Below are 15,142 nucleotides of genomic sequence, written 5' to 3' on the forward strand. Positions count from 1 at the left end.
CGTGAACTCCGGGGGCAGGAAGGGAAATTGTGAACGAATTCGTTGACATGAACACTATCGGCAGGCGCGACCGCGTGCTACCACGGTCGAGGCAGAAACCCTGCTAAAGGAGGTTCCATGAGATTGTCCCGCTTCACGGCATACATGTCCTCGCTCCTCCTCTCCGCCGCCTTCGCCCTCGCGGGGGCCACGACGGCCCATGCGGACCAGAACGCGGCGGCCACCGGCTATGTGGCGCTCGGCGACTCCTACTCCTCGGGGGTCGGGGCCGGCGGCTACGACGGCGCGAGCGGCGACTGCAAGCGCAGCACGCGTGCCTACCCCGCTCTCTGGGCGGCCGCCCACTCACCCTCCAGCTTCCATTTCACGGCGTGTTCGGGCGCTCGAACGGGTGATGTTCTGGCGAACCAGCTCGGCCCGCTCGGCTCCGGCACCGGCCTCGTGTCCCTCTCCGTCGGCGGCAACGACGCGGGCTTCGCGGACGTGATGACGACCTGCGTACTGCAGTCCGAGGCCACCTGCCTGAACCGCATCGCCCAGGCCCGCTCGTACGTCGACTCGACGCTCCCCGGCAACCTCGACAAGGTCTACTCCGCGATCGAGGCCAAGGCCCCCGCCGCCCGCGTGGTGGTGCTCGGCTACCCCCGCTTCTACAAGCTGAACGGCACCTGCGTGACCGGCCTCTCCGAGCGGGAGCGGGCCGCCATCAACGACGCCTCCGACTACCTCAACGCCGCCACCGAGAAGCGGGCCGCCGACCACGGCTTCACCTTCGCCGACGTCACCGGCGCCTTCACCGGGCACGAGATCTGCTCGGGCAGCGCATGGCTGCACAGCGTGAACTGGCTCAACACCGGCGAGTCCTACCACCCCACGGCCGCCGGACAGTCCGGTGGCTACCTCCCCGTGTTCACCTCGGCGGCCTGATCACCGCACCCTGATCACCGCGGGCCGGACGAACGCGTCCGGCGTGGAGGAGGCCCCGCTCGTCGGGGTCTCCTCCACGCACGTCACCGAGTAGTCCACGGTGTCGGAGGCGGCGTCCACAGGGCCGCGCACCCGTACCCCGACCGCGTTCTCGTACGTCCCGCCGCCCGGGTCGTACGCCGTCTCCACATGCTCGACCTGCCGCGTCCTGCCGCCTCCGGAGGGGAACGACAGAGTCTTCCACCCCGGCTCGCCCGACTCGCCCGTCCTGGTCACCCAGCGGTACTCGACGTCGGCCGGGGCGCGCCCCACCGTGAACGTCGCGGTGAACGACGGTGCCTGACCCGCCGCCGGGGGGCAGGGGCCCTCGTACCGCGTGTGGGAACCGAAGACGCGCACCCGCACCGTCTGGGCGGGCGCGGGCGTCGTACCGCCGTTCCCGCCACCGTCCCCGCTCCCGCCTCCATCCCCGCCGGTCGAGCCCGCGTTTCCGCCTCCGCCGCCGCCGTTCGTGTCGCCGGCCGAGGAACCGCCCCCGCCCGAACCGGACCCGCCGGACCCGTCGGCCTCTCCACCGGGGTCCCCTCGCGCGGCACCGGACCCGCCGTCGCCGTCCGTCGACCCGCTGTCCCCGCTCACCGAGCCGCCGTGGTCGCCGCCGTCCCCGTCGTCGCGGGTGACCAGGGCGTAGGTCAACCCGCCGAGGGCCAGCGCCAGGGCGATCAGGACCGCGACCAGGGCCGGCACCGCGCGGGGGCGCCGGTCCGGCACGCTCGTCGGCGCCGTTTCCCGGGCGGCCGGGGCCTGCCGCGCCGGGGGGTCCGGCGGAGGGCCCCCGGCGGTGGCGGGCGGCGGAGCGGGGAGCGGGGCCCCGGCGAGCGGTCTGCCGCCCGAGACGATGAGCCGCAGATCGCGCTCGGCGTCGGCGGCGGACATCCGCTCGTCCGGGTCCTTGCGCAGCAGCCCCTCGACGACCGAGGTGAGCGGTCCGGCACGGCGCGCGGGCGGCAGCTCCTCGTCCACCACCGCGCGCAGCGTGCTCAGCGGCGTCTCCTGACGGAACGGCGAGGTTCCCTCCACGGCCGCGTAGAGCGTCACGCCGAGCGACCACAGATCGGACGCCGGCCCGGGCCGTCGGCCCAACGCCCGCTCGGGCGCCAGGAATTCGGGCGACCCGACGACCTCACCTGTCATCGTCAGCGCGGAGCTGCCCTCGACCACGGCGATGCCGAAGTCCGTCAGGACCACCCGGCCGTCATTGGCGATCAGTACGTTGCCGGGCTTCACGTCGCGGTGCAGGACCCCGGCGTCGTGGGCGGCGCGCAGGGCCGCGAGCACCTCGGCGCCGATGCGGGCGACGCGTCGCGGGGGCAGGGCGCCCTCCGCCTCCAGGACGTCGGACAGCGAGAGCCCGCGCACGAGCTCCATGACGATCCAGGGTCGCCCGTCCTCCATGGCCACGTCGTGGACGGTGACGACGTTGCGGTGCGGAATGCGGGCGGCGGCCCAGGCCTCCCGCTCCAGGCGCGCGTACAGCCGGTCGATCTCGGCGGCCGGGAGGCCGGCGGGCGCGCGCACCTCCTTGACGGCCACCTCGCGCCCGAGCACGTCGTCCCTGGCCCGCCACACCGTGCCCATCCCACCCTCGCCCAGTGGCGCGAGCAGGCGGTACCGCCCGGCGATCACACGCTCTGACGGGCTCACGGGCGTCCCCCTTCGCAGCGGTGCGATTCTCCACAAAAGTAGCAACCCTCCGCGCGCACGGGGAGTCGGCCGCCCGCACGAACGGGATTGCGGATGCGGGCACGTGAGATACCCCACGCGAGGGCCACCGGGGCCCGTACGGTGCCGCCCACCGGGGCCGAATGTCCAAGTCGCCCTGGAATCAGTCGTATTCGGAGTGTGGTCGTCAACCCCCTTGCGGGGCAGGTGAATCCTGTGACCGGGATACACGTGTGTCCTGCCGGGGCGATAGGGTTAACCTGCCCTGGGCCGGGTGCCCTCGTACGGGTGGGGAGTGACATGGAACAGATAACGGTGCGCAGCAGGGCGCGTGTCCCTGCGATCACTTGTGGGAGCAGCGCGAGCAGCTCGCGCCTCGACCGCCATCTCTCGGTGCTGGGCGGCCCAGCCGTCCCGCAGCGGGAGTCGCACGAGGCGACGCTGCTGATGCGTGAGCTCACCTCACGTGACACCGCGCACGCCCGCAGCAGCAGGGGAGCCCGAGTGAGGCGTGTCTCGCTCTTCGCGCCACTGCGCAGGCTGCGGCGATCGCTTTTCGGTGGCCGCTGACCACAGGTGGCCCCCGGGACTGAGCCGCCGCTCCGCGGCGGATCTTTCCCATCCCCTTGCCCGCCCCTCCCCTCTCAGCCGTCACACCACCCACCCCGCACGGCCCGGACCGCGGGTCTAGAGCAGCGCGAACTGCCCCTCGGGTCCCTCTTCGAGGTGATCGAGGACGGACGCCGGCCGCCGCGCCCGGCCGGGCACCGGCAGCAGGCCCGCGCGGCCCAGCTCGCCCGCCGTGATCCCGCGATCCACGGCCGCCGCCAACTCGGCCCGCTCCGGCGAGAGTTCAGCCGTCAGCGCCAGGACCGTGATCAGTTCCAGCAGTTCGGACGTCCAGGCCTGCGGCCACGCCCGGGGGCGGATCGACTCCAGGGTCCCCGGCTCCGCCTCCGTACCGTCCGCACGCTCCTCGAACCACCGCTCGAGCACCCGTACCCCGCTCACCTCGAACTCCCACGCCGCTCGCGGCACCGGTGAGATGACGCCCGTCCTGCCGACCCGAAGGGCTTGCTCCTCGGCGTCGTACGCCAGGCCACGCGGCCGGGCGGGCAGCGGCGCGCGGACGTAGGGCCTGCGCCCGCCGGGAAGTTTCGGGCGCGGGCCCTCGCCGCGCAGCTGGAGCCGGAGCAGCCGCTCCCCGAGCCGTACGCCGCTCGCCCACAGGGCGGCGTCGGCCGTGAGCGGAACCCGGCAGCCCGCCGCCGAGCCGGACCCGAGGACGAGCACCCAGGCGAGCAGCGACCGCGCCGTCACCTCCTGGCCGAGCACCCCGGACAGATGCCCGAGCAGCCCGGGCGCCACATTGGGCTCCAGGCCCCCGGGGCGGCGGAACAGCGGCCGGATGCGGCCGGGCCGCCCGGCGGGCGCGTGCCCGTCCGGCAGCGCGGCCGACGCGACGACCGCGGGCCCCGAGCCGCTGCCCGGCGCGTACCCCTGCTCGACGGCGAACAGCTGCCCGCGGCCGGCGACCCGCCACAGCTCGGGGCGGGCGACGTCGATGAGCCGGTGGTCCGGGATCAGCCACTGCTCGTCGAAGGCGCCGTGGCGGACGCGGACGGGTTCGGGGCAGGGGCCCTGCTCCCTGGCCAGGCGGCCCGTCCCGCCGGGGTGGCCGGGGAGCTGGGCGACCGCGCTGTCCGGGGTGCGGGAGCGGGTCGGACGGAAGAGCGCCTCGCGATCCGCGCCGTCGGCGCGCAGGAGCGCGGCCCAACGGGCCTTCAGGCAGGCGGCGTCGGGCCCCATCGGCCAGCCCCGGCCCGGCCGGAGCGGTGCGACGGACCACGGCATGAGGTCGGCGAGCAGCGGCGCTTCGTCGTGCGTCACGCCCGGCATCGTACGACGGCCCGGGCGGCGGACGGCACCGTGCCGGCGCCCCGCCTCACGTCGCTTCGAGCGTGACGGAGAAGGAGAAGCGGTCCCCGCGGTAGTGGATGCGGGCCACGTCGAGGACCCGGCCGCCCTCGTCGTAGGTGACGCCGGTGTAGTGCAGTATCGGGCTGAGCAGCGGCACTTGGAGGAGGCGGGCGGTCTCGGGGTCGGCGAGGGTGGCCTCGACGGTGTCCGTGATGCGGCTGATGCGCACGCCCACCACGTCGCGCAGGACCTTCGTCATCGGCCAGCGCGCCAGGTCCGCCAGGTCGATGCGGGCGGCCAGTTCGGGGCGGACGTAGTTGCGGGCGTGGTTGGTCGGCTCGCCCGTCTTCTCGTCGCTGCGCAGCCGGTGGTACGTCGCGACCTCGGCCGAGTCCGGGAAGTGCGGGGCGAGTTCGGCGGGCAGGGGCGCCGGCCCGTGCCCCAGCAGTTCGGTGGTCATGCCGGACTGCTGGGCCACGATCGCGTCGACGGAGCCGAGCAGGCGCACGGGGGCGCCGCGGCGGGCGCTCGGCTCGATGAAGGTGCCGCGCCGCCGGTGGCGGGTGATCAGCCCCTCGTCCTCCAGCTCCTTGAGCGCCTGCCGCATGGTCAGCACGCTCACGCCGTAGTGCCCCGCCAGCTGCTCCTCGGTGGGCAGCCGGAGCGGGGCGTCGGGGGCGCGGCCCAGTATCGAGGCGCGCAGGGACTGCGACACCTGGTACCAGAGCGGCAGCTTCCGATTCAGGACGATCGAGTCCGGGGCGAATGCGGTCACGGTCTCTCCGAATCAGTCGCGCTGCCCAGGTGCGGAGGGCTCAGCTGCGGAAGTGGCGCTCCAGACCCTGCCACACGTCGTCGTAGCCGCGCTGCAGGTGGGACGCCGTGGCCGCCTGCTCGGTCGCCGTCACCGGCCACCGCGTCTCGAACATGAAGGCCAGGCCGTCGTCGATCTTCTGCGGCCGCAGCTCGGCGGCCGACGCCTTGTCGAACGTCTCGCGGTCGGGGCCGTGCGCGGACATCATGTTGTGCAGCGACCCGCCGCCCGGCACGAAGCCCTCGGCCTTCGCGTCATAGGCGCCCTCGATCAGGCCCATGTACTCGCTCATCACGTTCCGGTGGAAGTACGGCGGACGGAAGGTGTCCTCGCCCACCAGCCAGCGTGGCGCGAACACCACGAAGTCGACGCCCGCGAGACCCGGGGTGTCGGACGGCGAGGTCAGCACCGTGAAGATCGACGGGTCCGGGTGGTCGTAGCTGATGGAGCCGATGACGTTGAAGCGGTGCAGGTCGTAGACGTACGGGACGTGGTTGCCGTGCCAGGCGACGACGTCGAGGGGGGAGTGGTCGTAGGTCGCGCGCCAGAGGTTGCCGCAGAACTTGTTCACCACCTCCACCGGGCCCTCGACGTCCTCGTAGGCTGCGACGGGCGCCCTGAAGTCCCGTGCGTTCGCCAGGCCGTTGGCGCCGATCGGGCCGAGGTCGGGCAGCTGGAAGGGGGCGCCGTAGTTCTCGCAGACGTATCCGCGCGCGCTCTCCGCCAGCAGGTCGACGCGGAACCGGACGCCGCGCGGGATCAGCGCGACCTCGCCCGGCTCGGCGCGCAGCACGCCGAACTCGGTGCGCAGCAGCAGGCCGCCGCGCTCGGGGACGATCAGCAGCTCGCCGTCCGCGTCGCTGAACACCCTTCCCCCGGCCCCGGCCGACATCGAGGAGTTGGCGTGGTAGAGGTGGATGCCCATGCCGGTGCGCTGCGCGGCGTCGCCGTTGCCGCCGAGGGTCCACAGGCCGGCCAGGAAGTCCGTGCCGGGGGCGGGCTCGGGGAGGGGGTTCCAGCGCAGCCGGTTCGGGTCGGGCACCGACTCCGTGAAGGGGGCGGAGCGCAGGGCGCCGTTGTCGACGCGCGTGAAGCGCGGGTGCGCGGCCGAGGGGCGGACGCGGTACAGCCACGAGCGGCGGTTGTGCGCGCGCGGTTCGGTGAAGGCCGAGCCGCTGAGCTGCTCGGCGTAGAGGCCGAGGGGGGCGCGCTGCGGTGAGTTGCGGCCGTGCGGCAGCGCTCCGGGCACCGCCTCGGAGCTGTGTTCGTTGCCGAAGCCGTGGAGGTAGCTCAGCTCCTCGGCCGTCGTGCGCGCGTCCTGCGCGTCCCGCGCGCCCGCACGGCTCGCCCCGCCCGCACCGCTCGTGTCGCCCACGTGGTCCCCGCTCGTCATCGCCATCGCTCCTCGTCCATGATTCCTATGGGACACCGTAGGATTGGAGTTTTCCTTCCGCAAGAGGGAGCCCGCTGCTCTACGCTCCCCGAATGCCCCACCGGAACCCGCCCAAGGAACCCCGGCCCCCGGCCTCCCTGCGCCGCGTGCCCGTGCAGGAGCGCAGCGCCGAGCGGCTGACCCGGATCCTCGACGCCTGCGCCGACGTCCTGGACGAGGTCGGCTACGAGGCCCTGACCACCCGCGCCGTCGCGCATCGCGCGGGCGTGCCCATCGGCTCCGTCTACCGCTTCTTCGGCAACAAACGGGCCCTGACGGACGCCCTGGCCCACCGCAATCTCGACGCGTACGCGGAGCGCGTGGCCGCTCGGGTGACCGGCCTGGAGCGGGGCGACTGGCGCGGCGCGGTCGACGCCGCCTTCGAGGAGTACGTGGCGATGAAGCGCACCGTCCCCGGGTTCGGCCTCGTCGACTTCGGCGTGCCGAGCGCCCCCGACGCCATGCCGGACGCGAACGACCGGGTCGCCGACCGGGTGGCGGACCTGCTCGCCGACCACCTCGCCCGCCCGCTGGACGATCGGCTGCGCAGGACCGTGCTCGTCGGCGTGGAGGCGGTCGACGCGGTGCTGCAGCTGGCCTTTCGTGGGCAGGCCTCGGGCGATCCGGACCTGGTCGAAGAGGCGCGGACGCTGCTGCACGCGTACTTCGCGCGCTCGCTCGACTGAGCACCCCGGCGCGGCCCGGTCCGGCCGTACGTCGTTGACCTGGAGTTTTGCGCTTATTGCTCGCGCGTCAACATCTTGTTAACGCGGGAGAGCGGGTCCTAACGTCATCCGGACCGCCAGACCTGGTGGGAGTTCGATGGTGAACGTGAGGTAGCCCCCATGCTGACAATCCTCGGATTCGTCATGATCGCCACCTTCCTGGTGCTGATCATGATGAAGAAGATGTCGCCGATCGCGGCGCTGGTGCTGATCCCCGCGCTGTTCTGCGTGTTCGTGGGGAAGGGAGCCCAGCTCGGGGACTACGTCCTCGACGGCGTCGGCAATCTGGCGCCCACGGCGGCCATGCTCATGTTCGCCATCGTGTACTTCGGCGTCATGATCGACGTCGGCCTGTTCGACCCGGTCGTCCGGGGCATCCTGCGCTTCTGCAAGGCGGACCCGCTGCGCATCGTGGTCGGCACCGCCGTCCTCGCCGCGATCGTCTCGCTGGACGGCGACGGCTCGACCACCTTCATGATCACGGTTTCGGCGATGTACCCGCTGTACAAGCGCCTCAAGATGAGCCTGGTCGTGATGACCGGTGTCGCCGCCACCGCCAACGGCGTCATGAACACCCTGCCCTGGGGCGGCCCGACGGCCCGCGCCGCGACCGCGCTGAAGGTCGACGCGGCCGACATCTTCGTCCCCATGATCCCGGCACTCGCCGTGGGCCTGGTCGCCGTCCTCGTCCTGTCGTACGCACTGGGGCTGCGCGAGCGCGGGCGGCTCGGCGTGCTCTCGCTGGACGAGGTGCTGGAGAAGGAGACGGCCGGCGAGACGGTCCTGGTGGGCGCGGGGGGCGGTGACGAGCGGACGTCGCTCACCAAGAAGTCCGCCGGCGGCCCCGGCGCCGGCGCCGACACGGTGACCGCGTCTGCCGACGACCCCGGGCACTCCGAGGTCTCCAAGGCCTCGGGGGACTCCCAGGCCTCCAAGGACACCGCGGTCTCCGAGGACGACGGCCTGCAGGGGCTCGACCCGAACCGTGCCACCCTGCGCCCCCGGCTCTACTGGTTCAACGCGGGCCTGACCGTCCTGCTGCTCACCGCCATGATCATGGAGTGGCTGCCGATCCCGGTGCTCTTCCTGCTCGGCGCCGCGCTCGCCCTCACGGTCAACTTCCCCCACATGCCCGACCAGAAGGCCCGGATCGCCGCCCACGCGGAGAACGTCCTCAACGTCACCGGCATGGTCTTCGCCGCCGCCGTCTTCACCGGCGTCCTCACCGGCACCGGCATGGTCGACCACATGGCCGACTGGCTCGTCGACGCCATCCCCGAGGGCATGGGCCCGCACATGGGCCTGGTGACCGGCCTCCTGTCGATCCCACTGACCTACTTCATGTCCAACGACGGCTTCTACTTCGGCGTCCTGCCGGTCCTCGCGGAGGCCGGGCAGGCCCACGGCGTCTCCACCCTGGAGATCGCCCGCGCCTCCATCGTCGGCCAGGCGCTGCACATGTCGAGCCCGCTGGTGCCCGCCGTGTACGTGCTCGTCGGGATGGCCAAGGTCGAGTTCGGCGACCACACGCGGTTCACCGTCAAGTGGGCCGTGCTCACCTCGCTCGTGGTGCTCGGCGCCGGAATCCTCTTCGGCATCATCTGATGCCCCACGCGTCACCCGGACCCGGCGGCAGGGGATGGCTGCTCCGTCTCGTCATCGCCTTCGGCTTCGCCCAGGGGGCGGTGTCGATGGCGCGGCCCGCCGTCTCCTACCGGGCGCTCTCGCTGGGCGCCGACGAACGCGCCGTCGGCGTCATCGCGGGTGTCTACGCGCTGCTCCCGCTCTTCGCCGCCGTACCCCTCGGGCGCCGGACCGACCACGGGCGGTGCGCGCCACTGCTGCCGCTCGGCGTCGTCCTGATCTCCGGCGGCTGCGCGCTCAGCGGCACGGCGGGATCGCTCGCCGCGATGGCCGCGTGGAGCGGCGTGCTGGGACTCGGCCACCTCTGCTTCGTGATCGGCGCCCAGTCGATCGTCGCCCGGCAGTCCGCGCCCGACGAACAGGACCGCAACTTCGGGCACTTCACCATCGGCGCCTCGCTCGGTCAGCTGATCGGGCCGATCGCCGCGGGCGCCCTGATCGGCGCGGACACGGGCCGCACCAGTGCGCTGGCCCTGCTCGTCTCGGCGGCGATCGGCGCGGTCTCCCTCGCCTCGCTGTGGCGCATCGAGCACGTCCGGCCGGCGCGTTCCGTGAAGCGCGCCGAGCGGGTGCCGGTGCCGGCCATCCTGCGCGCCCGTGGCGTCCCCGCGGGCATCTTCGTCAGCCTCGCCGTGCTCTCGGCGACGGACATCCTGACCGCCTACCTGCCGGTGGTCGGCGAGCACCGCGGCATCGCCCCCGCCACCGTCGGGCTGCTCCTGAGTCTGCGGGCGGCGTCGACCATCGCCTGCCGCCTGGTGATGAGCCCGATGATCCGCCTGCTCGGCAGGACCGTCCTGCTCACCGGCACCTGCCTGCTGGGCGGGCTGCTCTGCGCGGGCATGGCGCTGCCCGTACCGGTGTGGGGCCTCGCCCTGATGCTCGCCGCGCTCGGCTTCTGCCTCGGCGTCGGCCAGCCGCTCTCCATGACGACCGTCGTCCAGGCGGCCCCGGACGGCGCCCGCTCGACGGCCCTGGCACTACGCCTCACCGGCAACCGCCTGGGCCAGGTGGTTGCGCCGGCCTGGGCGGGCCTGGTCGCGGGGGTCGCGGGGGTGGCGGCGCCTTTCGTGCTGCTGGGAGGCCTGCTCCTCCTGGCGGCGACGTTGACCGCACGCTCCCCACGCCCCTGAGGGAAGCGCCCCGAAGGGCGGGGGAACGGCGCGGCCGGCCACGAACGACCCGCGGGGACGGACGGTCAACTGTCCCCGCGGGTCGCTGCATTACTGGACGATCTTGAGGAGCCGGTTGGGGGAACCGGACCCGGGGCTGGTCACGACACTCGGCGTGGCCCCGTTCACCAGGGCGGAGGAGACCTGCGCCGGCGTGGCCGAGGTGTGGCCCGCGAGGTAGACCGCCGCGGCGCCCGCGACATGCGGCGTGGCCATCGACGTACCGGAGATGGTGTTGGTCGCCGTGTCGCCGGTGTTCCAGCCCGCCTTGATGGAGACGCCGGGCGCGAAGACGTCCAGGACCGAGCCGTAGTTGGACCAGCTCGCCCGGGCGTCGTTGCTGCCCGTCGCGCCCACCGTGATGGCCGCGGGGACCCGGGCCGGGGAGGAACTTGAGGCGTTGACGCCTTCGTTGCCCGCCGCGACGGCGTAGGTGACACCGTCGGCGATGGAGTTCTTCACCGCGTTGTCCAGCGACGTGGAGGCGCCGCCGCCGAGCGACATGTTGGCCACGGCCGGGGCGCCCGCGGCGTGGTTGCCGGTCACCCAGTCGATGCCCGCGATGACGCCGGCGGTGGTGCCGGAGCCGTCGTCGTCGAGCACGCGCACGGCGACGATCTTCGCCTTCTTGGCGACGCCGTACGTCTTGCCCGCGATGGTCGTGGCGACGTGCGTGCCGTGACCGTTGCCGTCCTGGGCGGTGGTGTCGCCGTCCACGGCGTCATAGCCGTTGACCGCGCGGCCGCTGATCTCCGTGTGCGTGATGCGTACGCCGGTGTCGATCACGTACGCGGTGACGCCGGAACCGGCCGTGTCCGGGTAGGTGTAGGCGCCGTTCAGGGGCAGGTTGGCCTGGTCGATGCGGTCCAGGCCCCAGGGGGCGCTGGTCTGCGTCGCGTCGGCCGAGAGCCGCCGGTTCTGCTCGACGGAGGCGACCGCCGGGTCGGCGGCCAGTCGCCTGGCCTGCCCCGCGCTCAGCTTCACGGCGTAGCCGTTGAGGGCGGATCTGAAGGTCTTCGTCACCGAGCCGCCGTACTCGGATATGAGGCCCTTGCCCTGGTGCGTCGCGGCCTTCAGCCCCGAACTCTTCTTGAGGGTGACGATGTAGCTGCCGTCGACCGCGTCGGGGGAGCCCGCCGCGATCACGGTGCCCGCGGTGGGGGCGGCCTGGGCGGGCAGGGCGGTGACCGTGCCGAGGACGGCGACGGCGGCGGTCGAGATCGCCGCGGCGATCACCGTCTTCTTGCTGCGGAGCGTAGCCATTACGAGGGGGTCCTCCTCATGGGTGGCGCCCGGGTGGGGGCGTCGCGACGGTGGGGGGCGCGTGCGGGATCGCACACACGGAAGGGAGCGGTGCGGGGCCGCTCCCGTCGCGAGCAGCAGCGTGGCCGCTCCACGCGGGGTGGATCAAGAGCGCGGGCACCTTGTCATGCGTATGTCACGCAACGGAAATCAAACTCCGGCAGACGTCGCGGTGAATGTCATCTTTGGCGGCGCTTCGTGCGTGGTGTCCCATGGCCCGGCAGGGGCGGTCCCCCGTGGCTCGGAAAGGGCGGCGCTTCGTGGCCCCGGAAAAAAACTTCGCCCGCGATGTCGAGAACCCGCGTCCCGCTCCGTCCCCGGGGTGAACGCGACCACAATGGGCCGCACGAGCACCGAGGAGCACACCATGGCCAAGTACCTGCTGTTGAAGCACTACCGAGGCGCCCCGGCCGCCGTCAACGACGTCCCCATGGACCGGTGGACGCCCGAGGAGGTCTCGGCGCACATGCAGTACATGGGCGACTTCGCGGACCGCCTGGAGAAGACCGGCGAGTTCGTCGACGGTCAGGCGCTCGCCCCCGAGGGAGCCTGGGTGCGTTACGACGGCGAAGGGCGCCCGCCGGTCACCGACGGCCCGTTCGCCGAGACCAAGGACCTCATCGCGGGCTGGATGATCATCGACGTCGACACCTACGAGCGTGCCGTCGAGCTGGCCGGCGAGCTGTCGGCCGCCCCCGGCGCGGGCGGCAAGCCGATCCACGAATGGCTGGAGGTCCGCCCGTTCCTGACCGCCCCGCCCACCATCACGGAGTGACGTCACCGATGGACGAGGCCCTGCTGAGGAGCCTCACACCGAGCGTCCTGACCGTCCTCGTCCGCCGCGGAGCCGACTTCGCGGCGGCCGAGGACGCGGTGCAGGACGCGCTGGTGGAGGCGGTCCGCGTCTGGCCCGAGAACCCCCCGGGCGAGCCGAAGGGGTGGCTGATCACCACGGCCTGGCGCAAGTTCCTCGACGCGGCGAGGGCGGACACCGCCCGCCGTCGCCGCGAGGGCCGCGTCGAGGAGGAGCCGGTCCCCGGGCCCGCCCCCTGCGCGGACGACACGCTCCAGCTGTACTTCCTGTGCGCCCACCCGTCGCTGACCCCGTCGTCGGCCGTCGCGCTCACGCTGCGCGCCGTCGGCGGGCTCACCACCCGGCAGATCGCCCGCGCCTACCTGGTGCCCGAGGCGACGATGGCCCAGCGGATCAGCCGGGCCAAGCGGACCGTCTCCACGGTGCGGTTCGACCGGCCCGGCGACGTCGCCACCGTGCTGCGCGTCCTCTACCTCGTCTTCAACGAGGGCTACTCCGGCGACGTCGACCTCGCCGCCGAGGCCATCCGGCTCACCCGGCAGCTCGCGGCCGCCATCGACCACCCCGAGGTGGCGGGACTGCTCGCCCTCATGCTGCTCCACCACGCCCGGCGCGCCGCCCGCACCGCGCCCGACGGCGCCCTGGTGCCGCTCGCCGAGCAGGACCGGGGGCGGTGGGACACGGCGGCGATCGCCGAGGGCGTCGGGATCCTCCAGGCGGCCCTCGCCCGGGACCGGCTGGGCGAGTTCCAGGCCCAGGCCGCCGTCGCCGCCCTGCACGCCGACGCGCCGACCGCCGAGGAGACCGACTGGGTGCAGATCGTCGAGTGGTACGACGAGCTGGTCCGGCTGACCGACAGCCCCGTCGTCCGGCTGAACCGCGCGGTCGCCGTCGGTGAGGCCGACGGACCGCGCGCGGGTCTCGCCGCGCTCGCGGCCCTGGACGACTCCCTGCCCCGGTACACCGCGGTGGCGGCCTACCTCCACGAGCGCGACGGGGACCTCGGCACGGCGGCCCGGCTGTACGCGCAGGCGGCCGGGCAGGCCCCGAACCTCGCGGAGCGCGACCACCTGACCCGCCGGGCGGCCCGTCTCAACACCCGCCGCTGACGGCCCGGTAACCGGCCGCGCCCCCGGCCCGTCCCGAATCCGCCGGGCGCCCCGGATGGCGCTGGTACCCCCTGGTGCCTGAAAACTATCAGCGCTAGTTTGTAGGGCGGACGACAACCTGGAGGAATGCGATGAAGGCCAACGACGGCATGTACAAGGCCCACGACGGCATGTACATCGACGGTGCCTGGCGCCCGGCCGCGGGCACCGACACGATCACCGTCGTCGACCCGGCCGACGAGCGGCCCATCGCGGAGGTGCCGGCCGGCACGGCGCAGGACGTCGACGCCGCGGTCCGCGCCGCCCGCGCCGCGCTGCCCGGCTGGGCCGCCACGCCGCCCGCCGAGCGCGCCGCGCTGATCGGCGCCCTCCGGGACCGGCTGGTGGCCCGCAAGGACGAGATCGCCGGGACCGTCACCGCCGAGTTGGGTGCCCCGCAGGCGTTCGCGGAGGCGGTGCACGCCGGTGTGCCGGTCGCCGTCTGCGGTTCGTACGCCGAACTGGCCGCGAGTCACCCCTTCGAGGAGAAGGTGGGCAACTCCACCGTCTACCTGGAGCCGGTCGGCGTGGTCGGCGCGATCACCCCCTGGAACTACCCCCTCCACCAGATCGTCAACAAGGTGGCCCCCGCGCTCGCCGCGGGCTGCACGGTGGTGCTCAAGCCCGCCGAGGACACCCCGCTCACCGCCCAGCTCTTCGCCGAGGCGGTGCACGAGGCGGGCGTACCCGCGGGCGTGTTCAACCTCGTCACCGGCCTCGGCCCGGTCGCCGGACAGGCGCTCGCCGAGCACGAGGGCGTGGACCTCGTGTCGTTCACCGGTTCCACGGCCGTCGGCAGGCGCATCGGCGCCACCGCGGGCGCGGCGGTCAAGCGCGTCGCCCTGGAACTCGGCGGCAAGTCCGCCAACGTCATCCTGCCGAGCGCCGACCTCGCCAAGGCCGTCGGCGTCGGCGTCGCCAACGTCATGTCCAACTCCGGCCAGACGTGCAGCGCCTGGACCCGCATGCTGGTGCACACCGACCGCTACGACGAGGCGGTGGAGCTGGCGGCGGAGGCGGCGGCCAAGTACGGCCCCCGCATCGGCCCCGTCGTCAACGCCAAGCAGCACGAGCGGGTGCGCGGCTACATCGAGAAGGGGATCGCGGAGGGCGCCCGGGTCGTGGCGGGCGGCCCCGAGGCGCCGCGCGAGCGGGGCTACTTCGTCCAGCCGACCGTCTTCGCCGACGTCACCCCGGAGATGACCGTCGCCCAGGAGGAGATCTTCGGCCCGGTGCTCTGCCTCATCCGCTACGCGGACGAGGAGGACGCCCTGCGCATCGCCAACGGCACCGTGTACGGCCTGGCGGGCGCCGTGTGGGCGGCCGACGACGCCGAGGCGGTCGCCTTCGCCCGCCGCATGGACACCGGCCAGGTCGACATCAACGGCGGGCGGTTCAACCCGCTGGCCCCCTTCGGCGGTTACAAGCAGTCGGGCGTCGGCAGGGAACTGGGCGTGCACGGCCTCGCGGAGTACCTCCAGACGAAGTCCCTCCAGTTCTGACCCCCGGCCCCCTGGGGCCG

At 73.2% G+C, this 15,142-nt stretch carries 13 protein-coding genes; 8 read left to right on the forward strand and 5 right to left on the reverse strand.

The window, feature by feature from the left end; translation table 11 throughout:
- Positions 1-117: 117 nt before the first annotated feature.
- Positions 118-927 carry an SGNH/GDSL hydrolase family protein gene (locus ACZ5GP_RS20660; protein WP_468752235.1) on the forward strand — a complete coding sequence of 270 codons (810 nt, stop codon included), beginning with the start codon at positions 118-120 and terminating at the stop codon, positions 925-927.
- Here ACZ5GP_RS20660 and ACZ5GP_RS20665 read toward each other — a convergent pair whose 3' ends face one another.
- Positions 928-2,565 carry a serine/threonine-protein kinase gene (locus ACZ5GP_RS20665; protein ID WP_468752525.1) on the reverse strand — a complete coding sequence of 546 codons (1,638 nt, stop codon included), beginning with the start codon at positions 2,563-2,565 and terminating at the stop codon, positions 928-930.
- A gap of 384 nt (positions 2,566-2,949) precedes the next feature.
- On the opposite strand from ACZ5GP_RS20665, the gene ACZ5GP_RS20670 reads away from it, so the two are divergent.
- Positions 2,950-3,219 carry a hypothetical protein gene (locus ACZ5GP_RS20670; protein ID WP_358590355.1) on the forward strand — a complete coding sequence of 90 codons (270 nt, stop codon included), beginning with the start codon at positions 2,950-2,952 and terminating at the stop codon, positions 3,217-3,219.
- A 117-nt stretch (positions 3,220-3,336) separates the two neighbouring features.
- Here ACZ5GP_RS20670 and ACZ5GP_RS20675 read toward each other — a convergent pair whose 3' ends face one another.
- From ACZ5GP_RS20675 to hmgA, 3 genes are read right to left on the reverse strand one after another with little or no spacing between them, the layout of a single operon-like run.
- Positions 3,337-4,548 carry a type ISP restriction/modification enzyme gene (locus tag ACZ5GP_RS20675; RefSeq protein ID WP_468752236.1) on the reverse strand — a complete coding sequence of 404 codons (1,212 nt, stop codon included), beginning with the start codon at positions 4,546-4,548 and terminating at the stop codon, positions 3,337-3,339.
- Between the two features lie 46 nt (positions 4,549-4,594).
- Complete coding sequence (locus ACZ5GP_RS20680) at positions 4,595-5,344, reverse strand: GntR family transcriptional regulator (protein ID WP_468752237.1); 750 nt, start codon at positions 5,342-5,344, stop codon at positions 4,595-4,597.
- Positions 5,345-5,384: 40 nt separating this feature from the next.
- Positions 5,385-6,776, reverse strand: coding sequence for a homogentisate 1,2-dioxygenase (hmgA, locus tag ACZ5GP_RS20685; protein WP_468752238.1), 1,392 nt, complete (start codon positions 6,774-6,776; stop codon positions 5,385-5,387).
- 92 nt (positions 6,777-6,868) lie between these two features.
- Here hmgA and ACZ5GP_RS20690 point away from each other — a divergent pair, with 92 nt between their 5' ends.
- The 3 genes from ACZ5GP_RS20690 to ACZ5GP_RS20700 all read left to right on the forward strand — a co-directional run bounded on the left by ACZ5GP_RS20690 (position 6,869) and on the right by ACZ5GP_RS20700 (position 10,317).
- Positions 6,869-7,501, forward strand: coding sequence for a TetR/AcrR family transcriptional regulator (locus ACZ5GP_RS20690; protein ID WP_468752239.1), 633 nt, complete (start codon positions 6,869-6,871; stop codon positions 7,499-7,501).
- Positions 7,502-7,660: 159 nt separating this feature from the next.
- Positions 7,661-9,145: a CitMHS family transporter gene (locus tag ACZ5GP_RS20695; protein WP_468752240.1), complete on the forward strand. Its 1,485-nt coding sequence runs from the start codon at positions 7,661-7,663 to the stop codon at positions 9,143-9,145.
- Positions 9,145-10,317: an MFS transporter gene (locus tag ACZ5GP_RS20700; protein WP_468752241.1), complete on the forward strand. Its 1,173-nt coding sequence runs from the start codon at positions 9,145-9,147 to the stop codon at positions 10,315-10,317. Before ACZ5GP_RS20695 ends, ACZ5GP_RS20700 begins: the two co-directional genes overlap by 1 nt.
- Positions 10,318-10,407: 90 nt before the next feature.
- On the opposite strand, the gene ACZ5GP_RS20705 is transcribed toward ACZ5GP_RS20700, so the two are convergent.
- Positions 10,408-11,619, reverse strand: coding sequence for a S8 family peptidase (locus ACZ5GP_RS20705; RefSeq protein ID WP_468752242.1), 1,212 nt, complete (start codon positions 11,617-11,619; stop codon positions 10,408-10,410).
- A 406-nt stretch (positions 11,620-12,025) separates the two neighbouring features.
- On the opposite strand from ACZ5GP_RS20705, the gene ACZ5GP_RS20710 reads away from it, so the two are divergent.
- From ACZ5GP_RS20710 to ACZ5GP_RS20720, 3 genes are all read left to right on the forward strand, one after another.
- On the forward strand, positions 12,026-12,433 hold the full coding sequence (locus ACZ5GP_RS20710; RefSeq protein ID WP_468752526.1) for a YciI family protein: 408 nt from the start codon (positions 12,026-12,028) through the stop codon (positions 12,431-12,433).
- A gap of 8 nt (positions 12,434-12,441) precedes the next feature.
- Entirely contained in the window at positions 12,442-13,581 is a 1,140-nt protein-coding gene (locus ACZ5GP_RS20715; protein ID WP_468752527.1) for an RNA polymerase sigma factor, read from the forward strand.
- Between the two features lie 149 nt (positions 13,582-13,730).
- Entirely contained in the window at positions 13,731-15,122 is a 1,392-nt protein-coding gene (locus tag ACZ5GP_RS20720; RefSeq protein ID WP_468752528.1) for an aldehyde dehydrogenase family protein, read from the forward strand.
- Positions 15,123-15,142: the final 20 nt, after the last annotated feature.

The sequence above is a fragment of the Streptomyces sp. NPDC031466 genome, assembly GCF_055581265.1.